General features: G+C 32.9%; 26 protein-coding genes and 1 riboswitch. Of the genes, 14 read left to right on the top strand and 12 right to left on the bottom strand.

Annotation, left to right across the window (positions count from 1 at the left end):
- Positions 1-342 precede the first annotated feature (342 nt).
- The gene (locus ACM591_RS08745) at positions 343-1,242 is read right to left on the bottom strand and encodes a S1 RNA-binding domain-containing protein (RefSeq protein WP_029377335.1); all 900 of its coding nucleotides are present in this window, start codon (positions 1,240-1,242) and stop codon (positions 343-345) included.
- Between the two features lie 143 nt (positions 1,243-1,385).
- On the opposite strand from ACM591_RS08745, the gene ACM591_RS08740 reads away from it, so the two are divergent.
- From ACM591_RS08740 to lysA, 10 genes are all read left to right on the top strand, one after another.
- Positions 1,386-2,990, top strand: coding sequence for an ABC-F family ATP-binding cassette domain-containing protein (locus ACM591_RS08740; RefSeq protein ID WP_029377334.1), 1,605 nt, complete (start codon positions 1,386-1,388; stop codon positions 2,988-2,990).
- Between the two features lie 192 nt (positions 2,991-3,182).
- Complete coding sequence (locus ACM591_RS08735) at positions 3,183-4,013, top strand: aldo/keto reductase (protein ID WP_029377333.1); 831 nt, start codon at positions 3,183-3,185, stop codon at positions 4,011-4,013.
- Positions 4,014-4,202: 189 nt separating this feature from the next.
- Positions 4,203-4,381, top strand: a riboswitch (Lysine riboswitch).
- Between the two features lie 89 nt (positions 4,382-4,470).
- Positions 4,471-5,673 (top strand): aspartate kinase, encoded by a 1,203-nt coding sequence (locus ACM591_RS08730; protein ID WP_029377332.1) that lies wholly within the window; start codon positions 4,471-4,473, stop codon positions 5,671-5,673.
- 50 nt (positions 5,674-5,723) lie between these two features.
- Positions 5,724-6,713: an aspartate-semialdehyde dehydrogenase gene (locus ACM591_RS08725; RefSeq protein WP_058625586.1), complete on the top strand. Its 990-nt coding sequence runs from the start codon at positions 5,724-5,726 to the stop codon at positions 6,711-6,713.
- A gap of 1 nt (position 6,714) precedes the next feature.
- Complete coding sequence (gene dapA / locus ACM591_RS08720; RefSeq protein ID WP_326007700.1) at positions 6,715-7,602, top strand: 4-hydroxy-tetrahydrodipicolinate synthase; 888 nt, start codon at positions 6,715-6,717, stop codon at positions 7,600-7,602.
- Complete coding sequence (dapB, locus tag ACM591_RS08715) at positions 7,599-8,321, top strand: 4-hydroxy-tetrahydrodipicolinate reductase (protein ID WP_217971584.1); 723 nt, start codon at positions 7,599-7,601, stop codon at positions 8,319-8,321. Before dapA ends, dapB begins: the two co-directional genes overlap by 4 nt.
- A gap of 22 nt (positions 8,322-8,343) precedes the next feature.
- Positions 8,344-9,063 carry a 2,3,4,5-tetrahydropyridine-2,6-dicarboxylate N-acetyltransferase gene (gene dapD, locus ACM591_RS08710; protein ID WP_326026715.1) on the top strand — a complete coding sequence of 240 codons (720 nt, stop codon included), beginning with the start codon at positions 8,344-8,346 and terminating at the stop codon, positions 9,061-9,063.
- A 236-nt stretch (positions 9,064-9,299) separates the two neighbouring features.
- On the top strand, positions 9,300-10,457 hold the full coding sequence (locus tag ACM591_RS08705) for an amidohydrolase (RefSeq protein ID WP_029377327.1): 1,158 nt from the start codon (positions 9,300-9,302) through the stop codon (positions 10,455-10,457).
- The gene (locus tag ACM591_RS08700; RefSeq protein ID WP_326026716.1) at positions 10,454-11,527 is read left to right on the top strand and encodes an alanine racemase; all 1,074 of its coding nucleotides are present in this window, start codon (positions 10,454-10,456) and stop codon (positions 11,525-11,527) included. Before ACM591_RS08705 ends, ACM591_RS08700 begins: the two co-directional genes overlap by 4 nt.
- Positions 11,528-11,530: 3 nt before the next feature.
- Entirely contained in the window at positions 11,531-12,796 is a 1,266-nt protein-coding gene (gene lysA / locus ACM591_RS08695; protein WP_326013217.1) for a diaminopimelate decarboxylase, read from the top strand.
- 202 nt (positions 12,797-12,998) lie between these two features.
- Here lysA and cspA read toward each other — a convergent pair whose 3' ends face one another.
- Together cspA and msaA are read right to left on the bottom strand one after the other, a co-directional pair.
- The gene (gene cspA, locus ACM591_RS08690) at positions 12,999-13,199 is read right to left on the bottom strand and encodes a cold shock protein CspA (RefSeq protein WP_001831260.1); all 201 of its coding nucleotides are present in this window, start codon (positions 13,197-13,199) and stop codon (positions 12,999-13,001) included.
- Positions 13,200-13,381: 182 nt separating this feature from the next.
- Entirely contained in the window at positions 13,382-13,690 is a 309-nt protein-coding gene (msaA, locus tag ACM591_RS08685) for a regulatory protein MsaA (RefSeq protein WP_029377324.1), read from the bottom strand.
- 361 nt (positions 13,691-14,051) lie between these two features.
- Here msaA and ACM591_RS08680 point away from each other — a divergent pair, with 361 nt between their 5' ends.
- Genes ACM591_RS08680 through ACM591_RS08670 form a run of 3 tightly spaced genes read left to right on the top strand, consistent with a single transcriptional unit; the run spans position 14,052 to position 16,119 of the window.
- The gene (locus ACM591_RS08680) at positions 14,052-14,321 is read left to right on the top strand and encodes an acylphosphatase (protein WP_029377323.1); all 270 of its coding nucleotides are present in this window, start codon (positions 14,052-14,054) and stop codon (positions 14,319-14,321) included.
- Positions 14,322-14,334: 13 nt separating this feature from the next.
- Positions 14,335-14,958 (top strand): 5-bromo-4-chloroindolyl phosphate hydrolysis family protein, encoded by a 624-nt coding sequence (locus ACM591_RS08675; RefSeq protein WP_029377322.1) that lies wholly within the window; start codon positions 14,335-14,337, stop codon positions 14,956-14,958.
- Between the two features lie 30 nt (positions 14,959-14,988).
- Positions 14,989-16,119 carry a toxic anion resistance protein gene (locus ACM591_RS08670; protein WP_029377321.1) on the top strand — a complete coding sequence of 377 codons (1,131 nt, stop codon included), beginning with the start codon at positions 14,989-14,991 and terminating at the stop codon, positions 16,117-16,119.
- A gap of 288 nt (positions 16,120-16,407) precedes the next feature.
- Here the strand turns inward: ACM591_RS08670 and ACM591_RS08665 are convergent, their stop codons facing one another.
- The 6 genes from ACM591_RS08665 to ACM591_RS08640 all read right to left on the bottom strand — a co-directional run bounded on the left by ACM591_RS08665 (position 16,408) and on the right by ACM591_RS08640 (position 23,834).
- Entirely contained in the window at positions 16,408-17,997 is a 1,590-nt protein-coding gene (locus tag ACM591_RS08665; protein WP_029377320.1) for a BCCT family transporter, read from the bottom strand.
- Between the two features lie 467 nt (positions 17,998-18,464).
- Complete coding sequence (brnQ3, locus tag ACM591_RS08660; protein WP_029377319.1) at positions 18,465-19,808, bottom strand: branched-chain amino acid-like transporter carrier protein BrnQ3; 1,344 nt, start codon at positions 19,806-19,808, stop codon at positions 18,465-18,467.
- Between the two features lie 123 nt (positions 19,809-19,931).
- The gene (locus tag ACM591_RS08655) at positions 19,932-21,821 is read right to left on the bottom strand and encodes a hypothetical protein (RefSeq protein WP_326007710.1); all 1,890 of its coding nucleotides are present in this window, start codon (positions 21,819-21,821) and stop codon (positions 19,932-19,934) included.
- 12 nt (positions 21,822-21,833) lie between these two features.
- Positions 21,834-22,625 (bottom strand): ATP-binding protein, encoded by a 792-nt coding sequence (locus ACM591_RS08650; RefSeq protein WP_029377317.1) that lies wholly within the window; start codon positions 22,623-22,625, stop codon positions 21,834-21,836.
- 174 nt (positions 22,626-22,799) lie between these two features.
- A complete protein-coding gene (locus tag ACM591_RS08645) occupies positions 22,800-23,003 on the bottom strand; it encodes a DUF6501 family protein (protein WP_029377316.1) in 204 nt (67 codons plus the stop codon).
- Positions 23,004-23,021: 18 nt separating this feature from the next.
- Positions 23,022-23,834 (bottom strand): VOC family protein, encoded by an 813-nt coding sequence (locus ACM591_RS08640; RefSeq protein WP_326007711.1) that lies wholly within the window; start codon positions 23,832-23,834, stop codon positions 23,022-23,024.
- 216 nt (positions 23,835-24,050) lie between these two features.
- On the opposite strand from ACM591_RS08640, the gene ACM591_RS08635 reads away from it, so the two are divergent.
- Complete coding sequence (locus ACM591_RS08635; RefSeq protein WP_017724452.1) at positions 24,051-24,251, top strand: hypothetical protein; 201 nt, start codon at positions 24,051-24,053, stop codon at positions 24,249-24,251.
- 103 nt (positions 24,252-24,354) lie between these two features.
- Here the strand turns inward: ACM591_RS08635 and ACM591_RS08630 are convergent, their stop codons facing one another.
- Genes ACM591_RS08630 through ACM591_RS08620 form a run of 3 tightly spaced genes read right to left on the bottom strand, consistent with a single transcriptional unit; the run spans position 24,355 to position 26,488 of the window.
- Positions 24,355-25,056: a hypothetical protein gene (locus tag ACM591_RS08630; RefSeq protein WP_029377314.1), complete on the bottom strand. Its 702-nt coding sequence runs from the start codon at positions 25,054-25,056 to the stop codon at positions 24,355-24,357.
- Between the two features lies 1 nt (position 25,057).
- On the bottom strand, positions 25,058-25,876 hold the full coding sequence (locus ACM591_RS08625) for an ATP-binding cassette domain-containing protein (protein ID WP_029377313.1): 819 nt from the start codon (positions 25,874-25,876) through the stop codon (positions 25,058-25,060).
- Between the two features lie 27 nt (positions 25,877-25,903).
- Positions 25,904-26,488, bottom strand: a complete 585-nt coding sequence (locus tag ACM591_RS08620; RefSeq protein ID WP_419749107.1) for a dihydrofolate reductase family protein — start codon at positions 26,486-26,488, stop codon at positions 25,904-25,906.
- Positions 26,489-26,508 lie beyond the last annotated feature (20 nt).

Below are 26,508 nucleotides of genomic sequence, written 5' to 3'. Positions count from 1 at the left end.
AATGTTTCGTTAAGAAAAAATTTCCGTCGTTTACAATGTTTATATTTGTCATGTTATAAAGTGCATTAGTGCTAAAAATACTTTAGTAACAGTGTTCTTAGCATAGATGATATATTACAAAAATTGATAATTTGTAATATAAAAACTAAAAAAACCTGAAAACAACTACTGTCCCGTAGTGTTTTCAGGTTGTAACGTCCCCTGCTATGTGATGCTTTAAAATTTTTTATAAATATATAATATAGAAGGGTTTGTTGAGGAATAATTTGACAAACCATATTTTATGTTCTGTATTATCAAGCAATCTATTAAATATAACTTTTTAAGGTACAACACTGTGGACTATTTTTCTACTCGATCCCAGCCCTTTTGAGTTAATGCTATTTTACCACTTTCAATGTTAATGATTTTGTTTTTGTAAAGATGGCCAATTGCTCTTTTAAATGATCCTTTGCTCATATTAAAAATTTCTTTAATGGCTTCAGGGCTTGATTTGTCTGAAAATGGTAGCTCGCCATTATATTCTACGAGTAAATCGAAAATATGTTGTCCATCATCATCTAATCTTTCATGGGCTAATGGTAAAAATGAACCGTTTAATTCACCTTTTTCATTTTGACCAATAATGCGCACTTGTACATTTTCACCAAGACGTGGTTCTGCTTTTCGTTCAGATTCATGGACAAATATTTTATAGCCATCTTTAGATAGTAAGAAACTACCAATTCTTAATAGACGGTATGGTCTAGCTTCGATAACTTGATTTTGCTTTTCATTTTCAAATGATGGGGTATACATTTGTTCGACGATAGTTTCAGTTGCTAAACGCGCAAACATGTTGTTGTCTCTGTCGACACGTAAAGTAACGAATAATTCGTCACCTTGTATTGGCCACACTTCTTTTACTTTTGGTAAATCTACCCAAGGGATCAATACTTCTCTTGGTAAACCGACATCAACGTGTGCACCATCTCGGTCTGTTTTGATTACTTTAACAAAAGCATACTTATCTGTTGTGATATCAGGCATATTTTGTGTAGCAAATAATGCGCCTGATCTGTTTGGATAGATGAAGAAACTATATTCTTCTCCTATTTGTAATTCATCTTCTTCGTTAATTTCGGATTGGTTTAGTTTTACGTCTTCACCGTTTGGTCCTTTTAATTGGTATGTTGAGCCTTCTATGCCAACAACTTCAAGAAATTCTATTGAACCTACTATATCTTTTTCATCTTGGGCCATACTTTTCTCCTTCGTACATAAATTTATTCTTATTCATTATAACATGCTATAAGGAAACAAGCATCAGTATAGCGAGAATGGTCGAAAGTACGAGCTAAGTGTGTTATAATTTGTCCGGTAGATTAACGAAAAGGAGTAAATGCATGTTACAAGTTACTGATGTAAGTTTACGATTTGGCGATCGTAAATTATTCGAAGATGTAAATATTAAGTTTACAGATGGCAATTGCTATGGTTTGATTGGGGCAAATGGAGCTGGTAAGTCAACGTTCTTGAAGATTTTATCGGGTGAATTAGATGCTCAAACTGGCCATGTTTCAATGGGGAAAAATGAGCGTTTAGCAGTATTAAAACAAGATCACTTCGCCTTTGAAGATGAACGTGTTTTAGACGTTGTTATTAAAGGTCACGAACGTTTATATGAAGTAATGAAAGAAAAAGATGAAATTTATATGAAACCAGATTTCAGTGATGAAGATGGTATTAGAGCTGCTGAACTTGAAGGTGAATTCGCAGAAATGGACGGTTGGAATGCAGAAGCAGATGCTGGTTCCCTACTTTCTGGTCTTGGTATTAAAGCTGACTTGCAAGACAAAACTATGTCAGAATTAGAAAATAACCAAAAGATTAAAGTGTTATTAGCACAAAGTCTATTCGGTAAACCAGACGTACTATTACTAGATGAGCCGACCAACGGACTAGATATTCCAGCTATAAGTTGGTTAGAAGATTTCCTTATCAATTTTGATAATACAGTTATCGTAGTATCACATGATAGACACTTTTTAAATAATGTGTGTACACATATTGCTGATTTAGATTATGGTAAGATTAAAATTTATGTAGGTAACTATGATTTCTGGTATCAATCAAGTGAATTAGCTATGAAAATGGCTCAAGATCAAAACAAGAAAAAAGAAGAAAAAATTAAAGAGTTACAAGATTTCGTTGCGCGTTTCTCTGCAAACGCATCTAAATCTAAACAAGCTACAAGCCGTAAAAAACAATTAGAGAAAATTGAACTAGATGATATTCAACCTTCTTCTAGACGTTATCCATTTGTAAAATTCACACCAGAACGTGAAATTGGTAATGACTTATTATTTGTAGAAAACCTATCGAAATCAATAGATGGTGTTAAAGTTCTTGATAACATTTCATTTACAATGGATCCAAACGATAAAGCTGTATTAATTGGAGATAGTGAATTTGCTAAATCAACATTACTAAAAATACTAGCCGGAGAAATGGAGCCTGATGAAGGTACAGTAAGATGGGGTGTTACTACATCTCGTAGCTACTTCCCTAAAGATAACTCAGAATTCTTTGAAGGTGTTGACACGAATCTTGTCGATTGGTTACGCCAATACGCGCCTGAGGATGAGCAAACTGAAACGTTCTTACGTGGTTTCTTAGGTCGTATGTTATTTAGTGGTGAAGAAGTTAAGAAAAAAGCAAGCGTGCTATCAGGTGGAGAAAAAGTGCGTTGTATGCTAAGTAAAATGATGTTATCAAGTGCAAACGTACTATTGCTAGATGAGCCTACGAACCACTTAGACTTAGAAAGTATCACTGCTGTAAATGATGGCTTGAAGAACTTTAAAGGTTCTCTTATTTTCACTTCATATGACTTTGAATTCATCAATACAATCGCAAATCGTGTAATCGACTTAAATCCAGCTGGATCTGTATCTAAAGAGATTTCATACCAAGCTTATTTAGAAGAAACTGGCGTATTAACGAAATAATTATTGATTGTTAAATTATAACTAAATAAAAAGAGTGGAAATATGTTTGTCTGTCAGATTATAATCTGACAGACTTTTTTTATTACTCCCCTTTTGATGTTTATAAAAGAAACGTTGAATGGGCCGATTACTTTGAAAAGCTTTTCTAGAATTATATAATAATTATAAGTTTAAGCTAGGAGGAATTTGAAAATGCAAAATTTAAATATGATTGATGGAAAGATAATACCCCAAATAGGCTTTGGTACATATAAGTTAAATGGCGCATCAGGGGTGCATGCGATTGTTAGCGCGCTAAATCAAGGTTATCGTTTATTAGATACTGCGTACAATTATGAGAATGAAGGCGCCGTTGGTAAAGCGATTGAACAGAGTCATGTCTCAAGAGATCAAATTATTGTAACTTCTAAACTTCCTGGACGTTATCAAGACTATAATGCGACAATGATTGCTATTCAAGAATCGATTTATCGTTTGAATGTGGAATATATCGATTTATACTTAATACATTGGCCGAATCCAAGACAAGGTAAATTTGTAGAGGCTTGGCGAGCGATGATTGATGCACAAAGTGCTGGATTAATTAAATCTATCGGCGTATGTAATTTCTTACCTGAACACATTGAAACGTTAGAACAAGAAACAGGAGTTCTGCCTTCAGTAAACCAAATAGAATTACACCCTTATTTTAATCAAGAAGATATGATTAGTTATCACAATGACAAAGGAATCATCACACAAGCATGGAGTCCTCTTGGTCGTGCTTCAGAAGTTATAAATGATAAAGATATTGAGGCAATAGCAACAAAATATGATAAAACTATTCCTCAAGTTATTTTGAGATGGCATATTCAAAAAGGTGTGGTCCCTATTCCAAAAGCAACTTCTGTTGCTAGACAAATTCAAAATAAAGAAGTTTTTGATTTTACTTTAGAGCATGAGGATATAGAAAAAATAAATACATTAACTCAAAAAGATGGTAGATTAAAAGGACAAGATCCGGCAGTTTATGAAGAATTTTAGTTCACTCTCCGAAGTATTAAAATTAAAAAAATAAAAATACAAGGCACTTTTCGATACTTTTTACACATAAGTTGCAAAAATAATTTATAGAACATTATATTTTTCAGTAAATTAAAAAAACTTTGTAAAAGCGGTTTACAGTACATGTATGCCTATGTATAATATGAATCATAAACAAAAAATTAAATATGGTTTTGATGAGGCGCATCAATCATTAGTAATTATTAGAAGAACCTGCCTGCTAGCAGCTAATTTTGAAAGGGTGAGATGCCGAAACAGTTATAATAGCAGCTTATAACACGTTGGACTTTATGGTTAAGAGCTAAGAGTCTGTCATTATTTTAAAATAATGGAGTGCATCACTTGTATATATATTATAGAACAGGTTCGCATTCCGAACTTGTTCTTTTTTTATAATACTGTGATTCTCCCCTATTCGTTGAGGAGGATATAGAAATTGGAAAGAAGTGTTTTAAAATTTGGAGGTTCTTCAGTAAGTGATTTTACTAAAATTAAAAATATTGCCGAAATGCTTAGATTACGAGTTGAGCAAGGTGAACAATTAATTGTGGTTGTAAGTGCTATGGGTAAAACAACAGATGAATTAATGGCCAATGTTTCGACTTTAACTAGTAGCCCTAAAGATCAAGAACTTGCCCTCTTGCTTACCACTGGAGAGCAACAAACAGTTTCTTATTTATCGATGGTTTTAAATGATATCGGTATTAACGCCAAAGCTATGACTGGCTATCAAGCAGGTATTAAGACTGTTGGCCATCATTTGAAGAGTCGTATAGCAGAAATTGACCCTGATACATTCGAACAAGCATTTACTGAAAATGACATTTTAGTCATAGCAGGTTTTCAAGGTATTAATGATAACTTTGAAGTAACTACATTAGGTCGTGGTGGATCCGATACTACGGCAGTCGCATTAGCAGCAAGCAATAACACATCATGTGAAATATATACTGATGTTGATGGTGTTTATGCAACAGATCCGAGACTGTACAAGGATGCTAAGCGTTTAGACTATGTCTCTTATGAAGAAATGATGGAGATGAGTGCTTTAGGCGCAGGTGTGCTCGAAACAAGAAGTGTAGAATTGGCAAACAATTATAGTATTCCACTATACTTAGGAAGAACTTTATCAAATGTGAAAGGAACATGGATTATGCCCCAAACTGAAATATTGGAAAGAAAAGCCGTTACAGGCGTTGCGTTAGATACGCATATGATGCACGTTACAATTAGTTATCCCCTACCCGATAATGAATTATTAACTGCATTATTCAATCATTTAGAAGATGGTTCTGTTAATGTTGATATGATATCACAAATCATCAATTTGGAAGGATTACAAATGTCCTTTACGATTAAAGATACAGATGTCATTCAAATTTCTACGATTTTAGAGTCTTTAAAAGAATCGTTTAGTGCGTTAGACTTTAAGATAAATGAAGATTACGTTAAACTCTCTTTAATTGGTTCTGGCATGAGAGACATGTCGGGCGTAGCTTCAAAAGCATTCAAAACATTAATTGAAAATAATATTTCATTTTATCAAACAACAACTTCAGAAATTAGTATTTCATGTGTTATTGATGCTGTGAATGGCGAACGTGCTGTTCAAACCCTTTATCAAACTTTTGATATCTGAATTTTCAAAATTATAGTACTATTAAAAAATAATATTGGAGTGTATTGTATATGACAAGATTAGCGATCGCAGGTGCAACCGGTTTAGTAGGAAGAAAAATGTTAGAAACTATTGATAGAAAAGAAATCCCTTTTGATGAATTGGTGCTATTTTCATCAGCACGTTCAGCTGGACAACAAGTAGAATTCCAAGGTCAAACATATACTGTTAGAGAATTAACTGAAGATGCGGCTAAAGAACCATTTGATTATGTATTGATGAGCGCTGGTGGAAGTACAAGTGAACACTTCTCACCTATCTTTGAAGAATCAGGAGCTATCGTCATTGATAATTCTAGCCAATGGAGAATGACTGAAGGTATTGATTTAATTGTACCGGAAGTCAATGAACCTAAACTAGATAGAAAAATCATTGCAAATCCTAACTGCTCTACGATTCAATCAGTTGTGCCACTTAAACCATTACAAGAAACATATGGTTTGAAACGTGTCGCATACACAACTTACCAAGCAGTGTCTGGATCTGGTGTTAAAGGTAAAGCAGATTTAGCAGAAGGTGCAAATGGCAAAGCGCCAGAAGCATACCCACATCCAATTTATAATAATGTGTTACCACATATAGATAGTTTTCTTGAAGATGGCTATACAAAAGAAGAACAAAAAATGATTGATGAAACACGTAAAATCCTAAATGCAGATGATTTAAAAGTTACAGCGACTTGTGTTCGTGTACCAGTGCAAGATAGCCACAGTGTACACATGAGCGTAACATTAGAAAAAGAAGCTACGGTTGAAGCAATACAAGCATTATTTGAAAATGATGATCGCGTTGTTCTTGTAGACAATCCACAGAATAACGAATACCCGTTAGCGATACATTCTACTGATAAAGATGAAATTTTTGTAGGACGTATTCGTCGTGATGATAGTTTAGACAATACATTCCACGTATGGTGTACTTCTGATAACTTATTGAAAGGTGCAGCATTAAATGCAGTGCAAATTCTTGAACAAGTAATGAGCTTGAAAGGAGTTAAATAAGATGGGACACATTTTTGAAGGCGTTGGTGTAGCTTTAGCAACACCATTCACACACAATGAAGTAGACTATGAAGCCATTAGAAGACATATTGATTATTTGATAGAAAACGATACAAAATCTATCGTAGTCAATGGTACTACTGCAGAAAATCCTACACTTACTGACGATGAAAAAGATAAAATATTAGAGATTGTTATTAACCATGTAGATGGCCGAGTACCGGTAATTGCAGGCACAGGCACTAACAATACACAAAAATCTATTCAAGCTTCGATACGTGCTAGAGAATTAGGCGCAGATGCAATCATGTTGATTACGCCCTACTATAATAAAACAAATCAACGTGGTTTAATTGCGCATTTTACGACAATTGCTGATGCAGTTAAATTACCAGTCGTTTTATATAATGTGCCTTCTCGTACCAATATGACAATTGAAGCAGAAACTGTCGAAACATTAAGTCAAAATGAGTATATCGTCGCACTAAAAGATGCAACAAATGATTTTGATTATTTAGATGATTTAAAAAAACGTCTAAAACTAGATGAGTTCGCTTTATATAGTGGAAATGACGATAATGTGGTTGAATATTTTAATAAAGGTGGTCACGGTGTAATTTCAGTTGTTGCAAATGTGATTCCGAAGTCATTCCAAGCGTTATACGATGCTAAACAAAATGGGCAAAATATTGAAACGCAATTTCAACCAATTCAAACATTGCTTGATGCCCTATCAGTAGATGTAAACCCTATTCCAGTGAAAGTATTAACAGCATTGGAAGGATTTGGAAATTATGAAGTGCGTTTACCACTAGTTCCACTTGAAGATGCTGAACGTGAAACATTAGAACAAGCTTATGAAAATTTTAAAGCAGGTGAAAAAGCATGAGAGTAGTACTTATTGGCTATGGAGCAATGAATCAACGTGTTGCTAGACTAGCTGAAGAAAAAGGACATGAAATTGTAGGGCTAATTGTAAGGGATGAAACTAAAGACTACTCTTACCCTACTTTTCAACATATTGCGGATGTCAAAGACGCAGACGTGGCTATTGATTTTTCAAATCCTGAATTATTATTACCTCTATTAGAGGAGGATTTCACTTTACCATTGGTTATTGCGACCACTGGTGAAAAAGATACAATTATTGATAAACTAAAAGAACTAAGTAATCGCATGCCTGTATTTTTCAGTGCAAATATGAGTTATGGTGTTCATGCGTTAACTAAAATTTTAGAAGCTGCTGTGCCCTTACTCGAAGACTTTGATATTGAGCTTACAGAAGCTCACCATAATAAAAAAGTTGACGCACCAAGTGGTACGTTAGTTAAACTTTACGATGTTATTGAATCCTTACGTTCACAATCTACACCAGTTTATGATAGACATGAAAACAATGAAAAACGTACTCAAGATGAAATTGGAGTTCATTCAATTCGTGGAGGTACAATTGTAGGACAACATGACGTGCTCTTTGCCGGTACAGATGAAACGATTGAAATAACGCATCGTGCACAGTCTAAAGATATTTTTGCCAATGGTGCAATTGGCGCAGCAGAAAAATTAATCAATAAAGCAAATGATTATTATACATTTGACAACCTATAAACCCTAAGGAGCGTATTTAATTATGGTACAACATTTAACGGCAGAAGAAATTATTCAATTTATAAGTGATGCAAAAAAATCTACACCACTAAAAGTTTATGCAAACGGAAATTTTGAAAATGTGAGTTTCCCTGAAAGCTTTAAAGTATTTGGTTCAGCTGATTCAAAAGTAATCTTTTGTGAAGCTGATGAATGGAAACAATTTTACGAAAGCAATCAATCAAGTATTGATGAATTAGAAATTGAAATGAATCGTCGTAACTCTGCAATTCCATTGAAAGACTTAACAAATACAAATGCACGAATTGAACCTGGTGCTTTTATTCGTGAACAAGCGATTATTGAAGATGGTGCAGTAATCATGATGGGTGCTACAATTAATATTGGAGCTGTAGTTGGCGAAGGTACTATGGTAGATATGAATGCAACGCTTGGTGGACGCGCTACTACTGGTAAAAATGTTCATGTTGGAGCTGGTGCAGTATTAGCAGGTGTAATTGAACCACCAAGTGCATCGCCAGTAGTCATCGAAGATGATGTGTTAATTGGTGCCAATGCAGTAATTCTTGAAGGTGTTCGTGTTGGTAAAGGTTCTATTGTTGCGGCTGGCGCAATCGTTACCCAAGATGTACCAGAAGGTTCTGTAGTAGCTGGTACTCCTGCAAAAGTCATTAAGCAAACAAGTGAAGTTGAAGATTCTAAACGCGAGATTGTTTCAGCATTAAGAAAATTAAATGACTAATACTTAATTAAAACAAAGATATTCATTTAAATGAATATTGAAATAGCCAAATGGGAGGTATAGACGAGACTGCATAAAATTTATTATAATGTCTCAACTTTTAATATGTGATAGTGATTTCATATATTAAAAGGTCGTCTTACCTCCTCATTTTTATAATATTTAATGATACATAATAGGCTTGTGCGAATGAACTAGAGTCTAAATATAACTTTAACTAAAAGGATTTGATTTTAATGAATGAGTTAGAATTTGTTACAACACATAGACGTTACTTACATCAACATCCAGAATTGAGCCTACACGAATATGAAACAACTGAATATATTGCTAACTTTTTAGATGAATTGGGAGTCGCATATCAAAAACCACTTGATACAGGGATTATTGCATACATACCTGGTAATGGTGAACACACAATTGCTTATCGCGCAGATATCGATGCGTTACCAATATTCGAAGAAAATGATATAGATTTTAGAAGTAAAACGGATAATGTGATGCACGCATGTGGGCATGATGGACATACAACGGCGTTAATGCTCTTTGTTAAACGTTGTAAAGTCATAGCTGATCGTGGTGAGCTTCCTCAAAATATTGTCTTTATCTTTCAACCTGCTGAAGAAACAGGTGGTGGTGCAAATCGACTAATTAGAGCCGGAGCATTTAATCAATACCCTATTGAAGCAGTGTTTGGAGTCCATGTGATGCCATTTGAAAATGAAGGTCGTGTTGTCATCAGAGATGAAGAGATTACTGCGAGTGCTACAGAATATAGATTCTTCTTGAATGGTCTATCAAGTCATGTAGCGGATAAAGAACAAGGATATTCTTGTGGAGAGGCATTACAACATGTACTGAGTCAAGTTGGTCAAATTCAACAATATCATTTAAATGGTTTAAAACGAAATATAGTCCATATGGGTCATTTTGAAGCTGGAGAAGCTATTAATACGGTACCTAGCCATGGATATTTGGAGGGTACTATTCGTACTTATGATACTAATGATTTAGAAATAGTTAAGCAACAAATGGCTAAAATTGCAGAAAGTGTCAAATTATTATTCAATGTAGACTGTGAAGTGAAGTTTGAAGAAGGTTATCCCCCTACTTATAATGATCCGAATTTACGTAAACATGTAGAAAATGGCTTGAAAAATGCGAAATTTGAAGTGATTGATAAACCTACGCCATATTTATTTGGAGAAGATTTTAGTTTTTATAGCCAACTAGCTCCAAGTTATTTTGTTTTCGTAGGTGTACGCGATGAAGCCAAAGGATTTGTGACGGGATTACATACCTCTCATTTGAACTTTAATGAACATATGCTTATTAGAATTGCTGATTATTATGAACAAATATTAAATTCTTACAGTGAGGTGCGCGCAAAATGACAGCTATTTGGTCTGTGGATACAGCAACATTTAGAAAAAACGCTGAAAATGTAAAACAAGACAACCAATTGATGGCTGTCGTCAAAAACAATGCATATCATTATGGATTAGAGTTTGCTGTTACACAATTTTTGGCAATAGGCATTAATACATTTAGCACGACTTCATTAAGGGAAGCTATACGGATTCGTAAACTAGCTCCAGATGCTACTATTTTTTTAATGAATGCTGTCTATGAATTTGATAAAGTGCGTGCTTATAACATACAAATGACGTTACCTTCCCTATCATTTTATTATGAGAATTTAAATGAACTATATGATATACAAGTACATGTAGAATATGAGAATTTATTACATCGTTCAGGAATGAAAACGATAGCTGAAATTAAAGAACTGCTTTCACACCATGAGCAAAACCAAAATACTAATAAAATGAGCATTGTTGGATTGTGGACCCATTTTGGTTATGCAGATGAATTTGATGTGACTGATTATAAGATTGAACGTGAGGCATGGTTAGATATTGTAGAAGCATTATTAGCTGAAAACTACCAATTTGATATGATTCATGCTCAAAATAGCGCAAGTTATTATAGAGAAGAAGGTATATTCCCTAATCATACACATGCGCGTGTAGGTATTGCTTTGTATGGATCTAGACCATATAGTAAGATAGACGAAACGGTCATTCAACAATCATTAACCGTTAAAGGCAATATCATTCAAGTAAGAGAAGTAAATAAAGGTGATTACTGCGGTTATAGTTTTGCGTTTGAAGCTACAAGAGATCAAACTAAACTAGCAGTGGTTGATATTGGTTATGGTGACGGCATTCTTAAATCAAGAGCGAAGCATGAAGCGATGATAAACGGCAAACGTTTCCCTATTTGTGCGTTGATGATGAGTCATATGTTTGTAGAAGTCGATGATAGCGTGAATGCACGAGATGAAGTTATATTATATAATAATGATATACGTGTTGATGAATATACGTTTAAAGGTGTCGGTGCCAATTCTGAACAACTGAGTGCAATGAATCACGACTCACTAATAAAGGAGTATAGATAAATTATGGTAGTAGAATATAATGATAGTGGCGAACTTACAATGGGAGGTACAAGTCTTAAAACTATAGCGCAAAGTTTTGGGACGCCTACGATTGTATATGATGAAGTGCAAATTAGAAATCAAATGAGACGTTTTCATGAATCTTTTAAAAAAAGTGGATTAAATTACAATGTTTCATATGCATCTAAAGCATTTACTTGTTTACAAATGGTTAAGTTGGTACAAGAAGAAAATCTTGAGTTAGATGTTGTCTCTGAAGGTGAACTATACACAGCTTTAGAAGCTGGGTTTGCCCCACAACATATTCACTTTCACGGGAATAATAAGACAAAACATGAAATTCGATATGCTTTAGAAAGTAAAGTTGGTTATATCGTTATAGATTCATTGGAAGAAATTGATCTTATTGATCGTTACGCAAGTGAAGAAGTCAATGTAGTCATTAGATTAAACCCAGGTGTTGAAGCACATACGCATGAATTTATTCAAACAGGACAAGAAGATAGTAAATTCGGTTTATCTATTAAGCATGGTTTAGCTATTCAAGGTGTACAGAAAGTTAGAACTTCAAAACATTTAAACCTTAAAGGTGTTCATTTTCATGTAGGTTCTCAAATTGAGGGTACTGAAGCAATGATTGAGACTACAAAACTTGTAGTTCACTGGTTGAAAGAGAATAATATTGAAGTAGAGTTAATAAATCTTGGTGGTGGCTTCAGCATTAAATATGTTGAAGGAGATGTAAGTTTTCCTATCGAAGAAGGGATTGAGGAAATTACTACTGCGGTTAGATCGATTGTAGAAGAAGTTAATTACCCTATTCCTGAAATCGGTATTGAACCTGGACGTTCAATTGTAGGTGAAGCTGGTATCACTTTATATGAAGTTGGGACAATTAAAGAAATCCCTAATGTTAATAAATACGTTTCTATTGATGGAGGTATGAGCGATCATATTAGAACGTCATTATACGATGCGCAATATGAAGCACTACTTGTTAATAGAAATGACCCTAAAGATGAAACGGTTACAATTGCAGGGAAATTATGCGAGTCTGGCGATGTTATTATCAAAGATGCAAAATTACCTAGCACAGTAAAACGTGGCGATTATTTAGCAGTTTTATCTACAGGAGCTTATCATTATTCAATGGCTTCAAACTATAATCAAATGCAGAAGCCTTCAGTATTCTTCTTAAAAGACGGTAAAGCTAGAGAAGTTATTAAACGTCAATCATTACGTCAATTAATCATTAATGATACGAAATAAATTTAAAAAAGTGGTTCCATCTCCTTTAAGGTTGATGGAACCACTTTTTATTTAAAATATCTAGTTCTATAAATAAGCATTAAATAGGAATACATGCGAGAACGCATGCATTAAGAACCCCTTGTTTATCAAATAAGCAAGGGGTTCTATAAAAAAAGAACCTTTAACAAGGTTCTTTAAATAGTCAATATTGCAATCTATATTATAGTTTTACAACGTTTGCAGCTTGAGGACCGCGGTCGCCTTCAACTACTTCAAATTCAACTGATTGACCTTCTTCTAATGATTTGTAACCCTCTTGGTTAATTGCTGAGAAGTGTACGAATACATCGTTTTCTCCTTCAACTTCGATAAAACCAAATCCTTTTTCAGCGTTAAACCATTTTACTGTACCTTGTTTCATAAATGTGAAACCTCCAAGACTAATATTCATTCAATATGCGTTATTCGCATATTACAAAAAATACAATAAGACAGTACGAGTCTGTAAGTACAATATTCTTTGCAATATGGAATAAAACAATTGCTTGACTAACATTATAGGATATTTTCAGTTGAATTGCAAGGCAAACGTTAATTTATAGTTTATTCAATTATAGGCAAATTAAAATAAACTTCATTTTTATTTAAAACTATAAAACTATAGAATATTTGTAAATCTTCATCGCAATCCTCACAAAATCCTAATTCGCAATTGTTATAAAATGCATGAATATTGTGCTTTCCAACTAAATAGTTATCAAATGAATTTTTGCTTTTTAAAATTAATGATTTGTAGAAATTTAACATTTCATCGTAAGTCTCGAAGTCATACTGTTCTACGATATGATCAGTCCAGTCACTAAATAACCACCAGCCTTCATAATCAGCTCGAATTTTTGCAACTGTCCACATTATAAATCTTCACCCTTTCATATATAGTCTAAATCATTTTTTGGTGTAACTGAGATCGCACCTCGCTATTTAGACTTATAGAACAAAGTGCTTATACTTATGTATGTATTTCGATCACACATATACTCTAAATTAAATCCCCCATGTTTATAAATAGAAATAAAATAAAACTAAATATAGACGTTTTTATTTTGATTTAGAGACGTACAATTTTTTTGTCTATGTGTAATATTTTAAAGAGTTAATATACAAAATCAAGTTATCTGACTCATACTTTAGACCGATAGACTATCAATTTATAAACTTAAATATTAGTTTTGTAGCGTTAAATTTCGTATAATGTTAATTAAGAGGTGATTTTATGAAACGTAAACACATTAAAGTATTTGGGATGGTACAAGGTGTAGGTTTTCGTTATTATACCCAAAAAATAGCACGAAAATATCATATTGTTGGTACCGTTGAAAATGTAGATAATTACGTTGATATATATGCTCAAGGTGATGAACCATCTTTAACACAGTTTATTAACGCAGTTACAGATGGCGCTTCGCCCGCATCCCATGTTGAGGACTTTACTACTGAAGAGATAGAAATTGAGCAATCATTGAAAGATTTTAAAACTATATAAAGGAAGATGAAGTTTGAGATATAATATTTCTCGTATTTTCGGGTCAATTATTGCTTTGCCAGCAGCAGTTATCGCATGGTTTGTTAGTATATTTGCCTTAGATATTTATTTTATTTTTGATTTATTGATTTCCGTAGCAACATTTATAACGTTTTACTTCCCTATTCAACGTTTAACTTCTAGAAAATATTTAAAAGAAATTGGTTTAACTCGTCGAGATTATCACTTTGTAAACGGTCAATTAAACAATACACAGGATAAAATTAGACGCATATTCAAATCATTTGTAAATGTTAGATCTATTAAAGACTTTAGACAAGTAAATGAAATCTATAGAATATCTCGGGCTATATTTTATGCAGTAAAACAACAACCAAGTTCATTTTTTAAAGTCGAAAGTTTCTTCTACTCCCATATTGATAATGCATTGAATTTAATTGAAGCATATACAAGATTGTCTAAGTCACCTAAGAAAACTAAAGAAGAAAAACAAAAATTAGAACAAACAAGAATTACTTTGGATGAAGTTAAAAGAACATTGGTAGCTGATTTAAGAAGAATTAATGATGAAGATTATAGCAAGTTAGATATAGAGATGGAATTAAACAAAATTGAACAAAGTCGAAATAAGAAGTAGCAAATTAAAATAAGAATGGAGAGAGATTTTATGGCAAGAGAACAAGACTATATAAATTCGCATCCATTAGATAAATATATAGAAGAAAATTCTACAAGTAAGTCTGAAGTGGTCAACTCTACCCAATATACTGAAAAAGAGCAACAAAAGATTAATGAGTTGAGCGAAAAAATAAAACCTATGGATCATGATGGCTTACTAAATTATGGTACGGAAGCACAATCACATATGTCACAATTCTCACACCGTATATTAAATGAGGTCAAAACAACTGACGTTGGACCAGTTGGTGAATCGTTAAATGGACTGATGAGCAAATTAAAATCAGTAAATCCTGATGAATTGAATCCAGAAAACCAATCGAAATTAAAGCGTATTTTTAGAAGAACAAAAGCCTCTGTAAATGAAATATTTTCAAAGATGCAGTCGGTTGGCTCACAGATAGATCGCATATCTATTGAGTTAGATAAGCATAAAAACAACTTAGTTAAAGATGTAGATATGCTAGATGAATTATATAATATGAATAAAGACTATTTTGATGAATTATCACTGTATATTGAAGCTGCCAAAAAGAAGCAGCATGATTTGCAACAAGAGGATGTGCCTAAATTAAGAGCGCAAGCAAAATCAACAGGTAATCAAATGGATGTGCAAGCTGCATCTGATATGGAGCAATTTATCGATCGCTTAGACAAACGTATTTATGATTTACAATTATCTAGACAAATTGCGATACAAACAGCGCCACAGATACGAATGATTCAAAATGTTAACCAAGCATTAGCAGAAAAAATTCAAAGTTCTATTCTGACAAGTATACCATTGTGGAAAAATCAAATGTCAATTGCATTAACTTTAATGAGACAACGAAATGCAGTAACTGCTCAAAAAGCCGTTACTGATACGACAAATGATTTATTATTAAAGAACTCTGAACTATTGAAACAAAATGCTCTAGCAACTGCTACTGAAAATGAGCGTGGTGTCGTTGATATTGAGACTCTTAAAACAACGCAAAATGACATTATTGAAACAATAGAACAGACATTACAGATTCAAGAACAAGGTCGTAATAAACGTAAACAAGCTGAGTCCGAATTGAATCAACTTGAAACCGAATTACAAAATCAACTTTTAGATATGAAACAAAATAAATAATTCTTGATGGTTAATTAAATATTTACTTTGAGCAGTGACTCCGGGACATAAATAGATGTCTCGGAGTTTTTGTTGATAGTACATTAAGTCGTGAAAACTTGTTATAAGTCTATTTTCTCTTAGGGGCGTATACGCCAAAAAATTTATTATAGTAAAATATTATAGTAAAAAGCGTACCCATTTTCATAATGGATACGCCCTTTTTGAATCTAATATAAGTTTACTTTCAATTTAATTTTAGTGTTAAACTGAAACATTTCTATTATATGTTTTGAAATTACAATTAGTTTAATCGTTATTAGAAGTTTTTTTAGCTAAAATATCGTCTTTTGAAGTCTCTGCATCTTTATTAGCTACTATGTTTTGTTCTACAGCTAATTTATGTGCAATTTTTGGTGCTGTCCAAACTGCTGGCAGCATAATGATTGATATAGGAACGGCCGTAATAATAATAAAAGATTGAATAGCATTGATACTACCTTCCCCTATATTAATTAGAACAATTGAAATAACGCCCATAATAACAACCCAAAAGAGTCTTATCATTTTAGGTGGGTCACCTTCTCCTGTAACAGACATCGAAATTGAATACGACATCGTATCGGCAGTGGTGATGACAAATATTAACGTCAATAGTAATAAAACAATGACAATAACAGTGCCTAATGGTAAATGAGACGCAATTGAAATGACTGCTGCAGGTAAGCCGTTATCTGTTAATGGCCCACTGATTGCACCACTGTTTTTGATTTCATAAAAAAGTCCGCTACCGCCAAGAATAGAAAACCATATATGAGAAACTACTGCAGCTACTATTGATACAAGTAAAAATATTTCTCTAATTGTACGACCTCTAGATACACGAGCAACTAACATTCCCATTAATGGCCCATATCCTATAAACCAACCAAAGAAAAATAGCATCCATGCGCCAGCCCATTTATCATTTCCTCTAAATGTACTTATTTCTAGAAAATGAGTGATATAAACACCATATGAAGATATAAATGTATCTATAATAAAGTGCCCAGGACCTAATAATAATATAAATGCTGCAAGTGCTAGTGCTAACCATACATTTAATTTACTTAAAAATTGAATACCTTTCTCAATGCCGGTAGTAGCAGAGATAGTTACAACAACCATTAAGCCTGTAACAGACAATATTTGAGTGATTATATTATCGGGTATACCAAAAATGCTATGTAACCAGTAACTAAATTGAAAACCGAAGAATCCAATTGTTCCAATAGTACCAGCGACAGCACCTAAAATACAAAACACATCTATAATCCATCCAATTTTATTTTTTTCTATTTTACTACCAAAAATTGGATATAGTAGTGTACGAGGACGCATTTTTAAATGTTTATTATAGTGTGCATACATAATAATAATACCGCTAACAGCGCCATAAACTGCCCACGCTGTAAAGCCCCAAGAAGTAAAACTTTGTGCCATAGCAGCTGGAATGGCTTGAGTACTGCCATTTTTAATGTCAGGATCCATGGTTGGAGGCACATCTATAAAATAATACATCGGTTCTGCTGCAGCCCAAAAAATAGCACCAGCGCCTAAGCCCGATGTGATTACGATAGCAGCCCATCTAAAATAACCCATTTCTGGTTTAGAAGCATTTCCTAGTCGAACACGACCATATTTTGAAAATGCCAAAAATGCACCTACTGCAAATGTTGCTAAAAGTAATACTTGCCAAAAAGCTCCAAAATAAGTAATTGAAATTTGAAAACCTTTTTGTACGAAATTCGAAGTTGTCTGTGTAAAAATGGATGACATCAATACAAATAAAACAAGGATGCCCCCACTAATCAAAAATACTGGCCAATCTAATTTATCTTTCCATTGTGAATATTTAATATTATTCGACCCCTCTATTATACGTGTTCTGAACAATATAATTATTGAGTTTATGATGTCGCTTTTAATAATTTGAATAAGATACTTATTGGTACATTAAATAGTAAAGGTGAATCTATAATATGAGAGGTTTGAGCGTTTGTGTGGCAACCACAAATACTTTATGTAAGCTGTTTTATCTATATTAAAAAATCACATTCCGTAAAAAATACACTATTACGCACTTATGTAAATACCAATTGACTATCACTGTAATACTCTTATATTGTTCTTTGACGAAACACTTGAAGTAAAGAGTATAGCCTATTTTTAAAAACTAATCAAATCGATTTTTCAAATTTATTTTCTTCAAGTTTACATATTCAGTTAACAAGAAGTTTGAATAAGATAGAAGTATCTATTTATCGATTAATTACATAAAAAAGCAAATCAACGCCAGCTTAAGCGCTAATTTGCCTTTATTATTATTATTCTTTTTCGTAAACAATTGGTTTTTGATTTTTAACCATTGCAGCTACAATATAACCTATGATTGTTGTCACAACAGCAATTGGGAACCATTCAAGTGAATAGTCTTTTAGTGGCAAGCTTTCAATGAAACTCAATTTTAGCCAGCCTTGTGTATGAATGACACTTAAAATAGATACAATCGTAACGATTGCAACAGGAATTTGTTGTGCAATTGGTTTTGTAGGTACAAAACGTGCTAATAAAATAAGTAATACCGATGTAATTGCTACAGGGTACACAATACTTAATACTGGCACAGACATAGTAATGACTGAGTTAAGTCCTTGGTTTGCTAAAATAAAACTAATTAGTGTAAACACAATTACATATATTCTGTAAGAAATTCTTGGGAAAATTCTATGGAAATATTCTGATACAGCTACGACTAATCCGCAAGCTGTTGTGAGACAAGCAAGTGCCACAATAATACCTAATAAATATTTACCAAATGTCCCAAAGCCAACACTGGCCATAGTCGTTAATAAATATGTACCAATATTTTGGTCATTTGCATTCAAGCTAGCTATTTTTTCCTGAGGAACAGCCATATGATTACCTATAAATCCTAATGAGATATAAATAAACATTAAAGCTACAGCTGCGATAATACCTGCCATTAACGTTTGCTTGAAGATTTGGTTGGCATGTGTAATACCTGTTGATTTTACTGCATTAACGACAATCATCGAGAAAGCTATAGCTGCGATGGCATCCATAGTAAGATAACCATTTGTAAATCCTTGTGAGAAACCTGCAAAGTTCGATGTGAATGTTTCAGCAGCTTGACTATGCGAATTACTGCCATAATCAACAAATCCTTTGATAATCATTGCTAAAATAGTGATCAATAACAGTGGTGTTAATAGAGAACCAATGCGATCTACCATTTTAGTTGGGTTAATACATAAATATAAGACTATCAAGAAAAATAAAACCGTAAAGATAAGTAATGCTAAACTACTATTTGTGTGTGCAATAGGTGTTACTGTCATTTCAAACGATGTCGATGCTGTACGAGGAATCGCGAACAGTGGTCCAATTGTAAGATAGATGATGACTAGGAATATGATAGAGAATTTAGGTGAAATTTTATTTAACGATCCTATATAACCTTGTTTATCTAACGCGCCTACGACAACGCCTAATAGTGGTAGTCCGATACCAGTTAAAGCAAATGCTAAGATTGATGGCCAGAAATACTGTCCACTATCTAAGCCTAAATTTGGTGGGAAAATAAGATTACCTGCCCCAAAAAACATTGCGAACAATGTAAAACCTATAATCCATGTATTTTTATTCATATGACTTGCTCCTTCTAACCAATAAAATAATATTACCTATTCTATCATGGTTAATTAGATATCGTCTATATAAATTTCAGAATATTTAAATATATCGTTTATTATTTATCAAAAATAGCCTATTTAAAATGACTTTAATAATAGTTTTTTCAATAATGGTGATAATTGGGATGGAAGATTTTCAACACCTTCTACAAATAAAGCATATTGTCCATATATATTGTGAATCGTTTGCTCAATATCTTCTGTGATAGGCTCCTGACTCAAAAATACATTGAAGACTTCGATGCCCATTTTACGAGCTGTCTCAACCGCTTCATACGTATCTAATATACCATCTTGGCTATAATTATATGCAGAAGGTTCTCCATCTGAAAAGACAATTAAAAAACGTTGATTATGAGAGCGACGCATGAGTCTTTCGCTACCAATTCTAATAGCAACACCATCTCTATTATCATCTTGAGGCTCTAACGCCATTATTCTTGGACCTTCTTTATCCATCATAGAACGATTATATGTGATGATCTCATCAATAATATTAGGTTGGTTTGCTTCATCGGCATCGAAAGCATCTTCATTGAATGCCAATATTTCATGTTTTACATTGAGACTCTTTAATGTTTCGTGAAATAGCACGACGCCTTTTATTGTTTCTTCCATTTTATCTTGCATACTGGCTGAAGCATCTACTAATAACGTGAACGTAGCATCGAATGACTGACTTAAGTCTTGTTTCTTATAAAATAACTTATATTGATCATCTATAAACCAATTGAGTAGATTCTTCTGTAATCTACCTTTTGTTAAATTATGTCGTTCATCTTGATATTCTCTATCAATGGTTTTTTGTATGATTTGAATTAAATCTTTGGTTTCAAACTGGACATCAGATTCAACCTCGTGGTATTCATGAATAAATTGGGGTTTGATTTCAGGGATGTTCCATTTGATTTCGACATTTTCATTAATTCCTTTTAAGGCAAACGCTTGATTAAGTCCAACTGAACCACCTTGATCGTCTTCTATATTGTTAGATGAACCTTTACCCTTTTTAGTTTGCATATCAGTCATATCATCGCCGGCATCGCCTTCACGCGCATTATCATTATCTCCCATAACGTCACTATTTTCGCCTTCGTGTAATTCCATTTCTAAGTACGCGCCACCTTGTGAGGCACTATCTTGGTTATTTGATTCCATCTCTTCACTTACTGAATCTTCGTCTTTGTCTTCTTTTGAAGTACCGTCCGTATTGCTCGCATCTGTTCTAGTTAAATCCTCAAATTGAAGTGCTTGTATAGATTCATAAACTTTTTTTGGTAAATGATAATACTCGTTTAGCATATCCTCTTTTAATATATCGTCAATTTGGAACATAATGCGCTCAACTAAATACATATTATCTTCGGAAGACTTGTTATAGAAAAAGTTTGGTAAGTACATATACATATTATTTAACACATCATCAATTTGTGGATGTATTTGTGGTATATCGTAAAAGTTTTCTGTTATAAAAGAAGCTTCTAAATATAAAAATAATAAATCTGTAAAAGTAGTTTTGGTTCTATATACATTGATTTGTGTCTTAGTGTAGTTGAGTCTAACTTCATTACGCATCTGAATAGCTGATTTCGTCGATGGACGTTCTTTTGCTATTGCGCCTAAGATACGTTGATCTTCAAGTAATTTGAAAAGTTGTTGATAAAATTTGGGATGTTTGAACTCCTGGTTCTGTATAACATGATTCACAATCTTTTCGTCCATCATCTGATAACCATAAGCAGCGAGCATGACGTCAGTTTTTAATCCCGTAGTTTCAACATTAGCATCTCTATGTGACCAAAAAGAACTAGTGATTAAAGTGTTATTAATTGGATCGTAATAAGGGAACTTTTGAATCTTAACTTGTGTTTGCTCATTTTTCAGTAAAAGACGTGCTAAATCCTGAAGCATCATCACTTGTTTAGCATCTAGCTGTTCGTCATTAAATTTTATAAAACGATCACTCATGTTTATCCCTCACTAAAAGTTTAATTCTACTGCATTTAAAATAGCTTGCTGTTCTCGCTCATCTTCTAACTTATCTATTATTGTTCGTTGAATAGCACGTCTGATTGGCATAATAGTAGCTAAATCACTTAAATCTATAAGTGCACGAATACTAGCCGCTTCTTCTGAAATTTGACCCTGTTTAGTCATTGTACGTAAATCTTCATTAAATTTAATGATTTTTTGAATTAACGCATCGTCATTTAACTGACTTTGTTGTTTAATGACATCACTTAAAATATCACCATCGATGTAGTCTACTTGAATGACAACAAAACGATTTTTCAATGCTTCGTTCATTGGCAAGGTTCCTATGTAGCCAACGTTGATTGCCGCAATTACATTGAATCCGGGTGCTGCATTGACTACTTCCCCTGTAAATGGATTCGTTAGTTTTCTACGGTAGTCTAGTACGCCATTTAAAATAGGTAACGTTTCAGGTTTAGCCATATTAATTTCATCTATATACAATATATGGCCTTCTTTCATGGCTTTAATTACTGGTCCATCTATAAAAACAATTTCTTGTGTCCCATTGTCATTGGTTTGTATAGTTTTGAAACCGAGTAAGCTTTCCGCGTCTAAATCGACTGAACAGTTGATTTGATGCATTGGGCGATTTGTTGTTTCACTTAATGTTTCTGCTAATTTTGTCTTACCAGATCCTGTAGGCCCTTTTAGTAAGATATTTTTGTTTAATTGCATCAAAGCTTCTGCGTCGTTAAAGACTGTTTCATCTCTATTAATATAGTTTGTACTTGTCATTGTGAATTGTCTCCTCTATATAAAATATGGCTTATTTGTTTAATAAGAAATCATTAAAAATAGACTGGGGCATGAATACATCATCAGATTTCGCCCTAGCCTTATTTGTTAAGAAATTATTTAAACGCGCAACACAATATGAGCGCAATATTTATCAACTAATTCAAATTAATTCTATACTTCTTTGAAATATTCTTTGTAATAACCACCAACAAGGCCAGAGTTATCAATGATTTGGTAATATTCTTCAGTTTCATTTATAACATTATATTGTTGCCCAACAGTTAGCATATCAGAAACTGTAAATTTCTTAGCATTTGTATGGATAACTTCAACTTTTTTCACTGGTGTATTTTCTTTCCATGTTTCATGTAACATAAATAAACATTCCTCTTTCTATGATTTAATTTCTAAAGTCAATATAAAAGTGATACCACTTTTTTCACTAATTCTTAAGGATTTTTCACCTTCTTGATCTAATGATTGATAAGGGATACCTATAGATTCAAGTTGTTGTAATGCATTTTGGAATTGTGCCTTGGATTCAGTTGCAAACTCAATTTGTTCTACAATACCATGTTTCGGCATCTTCAAATCTTCATCAGCAGCGTATAAATGCAATTCTCCACCTAAACCGCCTTCTCCGATTCGGAATACTTGTACTTTATAGTCCGATTCAGGATGTGATGTGTATTCTGCAAAATGCGTAAGTCCAAACACTTTTGTCAAAATAGATTGAGTAAGTAGTAATTCATTTACTTTAAGTAAGACTGGCCCTAATCCTTGAATTTGATGCAGTGGATTAACAGTACTATCAAATGTGGGCATCCCTAGAGGGGCACCCGTATTATGCTCGTTTGAATATATATTGAATGTCTGATGATTATGGTCATTAAATTCAAAATACTTATGCCCATTTAAATCAGTAATTTCACTATGATCAATTTGATGGTCATCTAAGATAGCTCGGTATTCATCTAAACCTTCGTCACTTGGTAAACGTAAACCAATATTTTCAATATGATTGTCTTGATTCGTATAATTTGGTATTTCTACAAAATGGATACGTGTGCCAGAGTTGAGTTCTGCATCGCCGAAACGGAGAGCTTGCCCCTTATCTGCAACATTTAGACCTAATACATCTTTAAATAAAGTTTTAGTTTTTTCTAAATTATCTGTCCCTGTGGTTACACTTCTAAGACCATTCATTATATTAACTCCTTTATTCATAGCTTTTCAATCATTATAACTTATTTCATGCGTTATTTATACGATGAAGTTTAAGGTAAATATGTATATTAATTAAATTTTTAGAATATACATTGGATGAACCCCAAAAATGTATTAATATAGGTATATATCATGATTTTAATCTTAAAAAAAGATTAGTAGCATATTGATTATTTTTAAAGGAGGTTTGTCATAATGGGTGGTATGTGGTTTGTGTTTGGTATAACCGTACTTATTGCAGTTTATTCTGGTATTACCTTCTTCACTAACATAAACAATAAAGCAAAACAAAAATCTCAAAATGAGCAAAGCGCTAAAAAGAATAATATTTACGGCGTTGTATTTTTGGTATTTTTAATTATTGCTATTATTGAGCTGTTTGTTTATATTGCTTAATTGTAATTTTAGTTATATTTTGACTCTTTAAATCAATAAAAAGACATCCCTACAAGTTTGTTGTACATTCTAACTTGTAGGGATGTCTTTTTTTACGAATTAGTCAGGCCTTTTTAAATAGTACAATAAGCAATTTAAGTGCTATCAGAATATAAATCACAGCAAATAAACATATCAGGAGAAAATGGCTATTCAGAATTGACAAATTATCGCTATTCAATTGGTTTAAAAGATTACTAATTGGTGGTAATAACCAGAGTAACCATTTTGTAAAAGGTACAGTTGTTATAATTACCTCTTTAGTGAAAATGATGAGCATAATAAATATTGTTAATAACCATCTGTAAGATTTAGTGGCAATGTGCGTATTTGTAATAAAAGCGCCTAACATAATACCAAACATACTTAACAATAGATGGGTAACTATGCCAATTAAGACGAAATTCAATGAAACAGGTTTATCAAATACATTAAGTAAAAGAGGATAAATCAATGAAACAATAACCAATAATGTACTAAATAAAAATATATAAAGTATCTTTATTAACAAATAAGTAGTTTTTGATTGTAATTGCATATAGAAGATATGACGTTCATTTAAAGTGTCACGACCGAAATTAATAATAGTTATCCACGTCATCACTATAAATAAACCAATCGCTGTAGAACCATAGCTTGATAGCACAGGCATATCTCGATAGATATAAATGCCAATGATCCACAGTAAATATGTGAATACTGGTGCAATGAATTGATATGATGTTAAAAATTTTAAATGTTCGTATTTTAAAAAAGAATATATCATTTTAAAGATCCTTTACTTCGATGATTTCGCAATTGTGCTTTAGCAAATGTTGTAAAACGATATTTACATTTTCTTTGTCAACTTGCAAGGTTACATATTGATGGTTAGAAGTTGCTTTAACGTGTACCCATGACGCTAAATCATGTTCAATGACATCACCAACAGATTGTTGGTTGCTAATCGTGATAGTCTTCAACTCTTGATGCTTAGATTGTGGGATGAATGTATAATCATCTAAACTTAATATATGAGTCGCAATTGTATGTTCAATATTTGCATCATGATCTGTAATAATTATTGTTTTAGTTTTCGATAATTGTTGTAATCGGGTTAAAAATTGTGCTTCTGACGTTTTATCTAAACCTGAAAAAGGTTCATCAAATACTAATATATCAGCATCCGTTAATAAGCTTTGGATAATGTTCACTTTTTGTAAAGAGCCCTTTGAAAGATGATGTAATTTAGTGTTTTGAAGTGAAGATAGGTTTAATAGTGCTAAATAGTCATCGACGGTTTGGCTGTCAGATTTCCGCTTCATATTCAAATTTTGAATAGTTGTTAGAAATGATTTTGTTGTTAGTTTTATATTTTCAGGAAAACTATCAGGCGCGTAACTTGTATGGCCCGAGACAGTAATATTACCAGCGTTAGGTGTTATTAACTGTGTCATCAATTTGAGTGTTAAACTTTTACCAACGCCATTCTTCCCTTTTAACAAGGTGATTGAGCCTTTAGGTATTTGAAATGATAAATTATTGATGATTGTTTTGTTGTTGAGCTTTAATGTAACCTGGTCCATTGCTACTGCTATTTCAGCCATAAATATACTCCTTTATACAATGCTTAGCTATAATGAATTGTTTTTATTATATATAAGTTGCACGACACCGCTTTGATATGTATTAGTTTCTACATGTATCAGGTTAACTCTATTTGTTAAATGTTCAAATAAAGGTTTTCCAGAACCTAACACAACTGGGTGTATAGATAAGCGATATTCATCTATTAAGTTATTATTTATAAAAGAAGTTATAATACTTGAACCGCCATATAACCAAATATCTTTAGTCTGTTGTGCTTTGATTTCGTCTAAACTTACTACCATATCTTTTGAATGTATATATTCAGCATTAGCAGAAACAAGACTTTTTTGGTGAGTAAATACATATTTCTGTTTACTATGGATCTCTTGCCACATAGTGTCGTCCCCATTTTCTGCATTACCGAGTGGAGGGGTATAAGTTCCCCATAAATCATAACTTTTTCTGCCATATATGATAGCGCTAATCTGTTTTAAAAAAGTGTTGAAATTCATTTCGGGGTCCATAATACACCAGTCAACTTCTCCGTTAGGTCCTTCTATATAGCCATCTAGACTTACGGCGAGATCTAAAATAACCTTCGATTGATTGTTCACCTTAACACCTGCCATTATCGATTTTATATTTAGTA

Source organism: Staphylococcus sp. Ze2, from assembly GCF_048568365.1.
GTDB classification, from domain to species: domain Bacteria; phylum Bacillota; class Bacilli; order Staphylococcales; family Staphylococcaceae; genus Staphylococcus; species Staphylococcus xylosus.
This window is presented reverse-complemented; position numbering and strand designations above follow the sequence as displayed.

Bases quoted from the DNA above. Each gene is read 5' to 3' on its own strand.
- lysA (WP_326013217.1), top strand. From the start codon at position 11,531: ATGGTAGTAGAATATAATGATAGTGGCGAACTTACAATGGGAGGTACA.
- ACM591_RS08620 (WP_419749107.1), bottom strand. From the start codon at position 26,488: ATGGCAGGTGTTAAGGTGAACAATCAATCGAAGGTTATTTTAGATCTC.
- ACM591_RS08700 (WP_326026716.1), top strand. From the start codon at position 10,454: ATGACAGCTATTTGGTCTGTGGATACAGCAACATTTAGAAAAAACGCT.
- ACM591_RS08705 (WP_029377327.1), top strand. From the start codon at position 9,300: ATGAATGAGTTAGAATTTGTTACAACACATAGACGTTACTTACATCAA.
- ACM591_RS08735 (WP_029377333.1), top strand. From the start codon at position 3,183: ATGCAAAATTTAAATATGATTGATGGAAAGATAATACCCCAAATAGGC.
- ACM591_RS08650 (WP_029377317.1), bottom strand. From the start codon at position 22,625: ATGACAAGTACAAACTATATTAATAGAGATGAAACAGTCTTTAACGAC.
- msaA (WP_029377324.1), bottom strand. From the start codon at position 13,690: ATGTGGACAGTTGCAAAAATTCGAGCTGATTATGAAGGCTGGTGGTTA.
- ACM591_RS08625 (WP_029377313.1), bottom strand. From the start codon at position 25,876: ATGGCTGAAATAGCAGTAGCAATGGACCAGGTTACATTAAAGCTCAAC.
- ACM591_RS08640 (WP_326007711.1), bottom strand. From the start codon at position 23,834: ATGAATGGTCTTAGAAGTGTAACCACAGGGACAGATAATTTAGAAAAA.
- ACM591_RS08725 (WP_058625586.1), top strand. From the start codon at position 5,724: ATGACAAGATTAGCGATCGCAGGTGCAACCGGTTTAGTAGGAAGAAAA.
- dapB (WP_217971584.1), top strand. From the start codon at position 7,599: ATGAGAGTAGTACTTATTGGCTATGGAGCAATGAATCAACGTGTTGCT.
- dapD (WP_326026715.1), top strand. From the start codon at position 8,344: ATGGTACAACATTTAACGGCAGAAGAAATTATTCAATTTATAAGTGAT.
- cspA (WP_001831260.1), bottom strand. From the start codon at position 13,199: ATGAAACAAGGTACAGTAAAATGGTTTAACGCTGAAAAAGGATTTGGT.
- ACM591_RS08630 (WP_029377314.1), bottom strand. From the start codon at position 25,056: ATGATATATTCTTTTTTAAAATACGAACATTTAAAATTTTTAACATCA.
- ACM591_RS08680 (WP_029377323.1), top strand. From the start codon at position 14,052: ATGAAACGTAAACACATTAAAGTATTTGGGATGGTACAAGGTGTAGGT.
- ACM591_RS08745 (WP_029377335.1), bottom strand. From the start codon at position 1,242: ATGGCCCAAGATGAAAAAGATATAGTAGGTTCAATAGAATTTCTTGAA.
- brnQ3 (WP_029377319.1), bottom strand. From the start codon at position 19,808: ATGAATAAAAATACATGGATTATAGGTTTTACATTGTTCGCAATGTTT.
- dapA (WP_326007700.1), top strand. From the start codon at position 6,715: ATGGGACACATTTTTGAAGGCGTTGGTGTAGCTTTAGCAACACCATTC.
- ACM591_RS08740 (WP_029377334.1), top strand. From the start codon at position 1,386: ATGTTACAAGTTACTGATGTAAGTTTACGATTTGGCGATCGTAAATTA.
- ACM591_RS08645 (WP_029377316.1), bottom strand. From the start codon at position 23,003: ATGTTACATGAAACATGGAAAGAAAATACACCAGTGAAAAAAGTTGAA.
- ACM591_RS08655 (WP_326007710.1), bottom strand. From the start codon at position 21,821: ATGAGTGATCGTTTTATAAAATTTAATGACGAACAGCTAGATGCTAAA.
- ACM591_RS08635 (WP_017724452.1), top strand. From the start codon at position 24,051: ATGGGTGGTATGTGGTTTGTGTTTGGTATAACCGTACTTATTGCAGTT.
- ACM591_RS08670 (WP_029377321.1), top strand. From the start codon at position 14,989: ATGGCAAGAGAACAAGACTATATAAATTCGCATCCATTAGATAAATAT.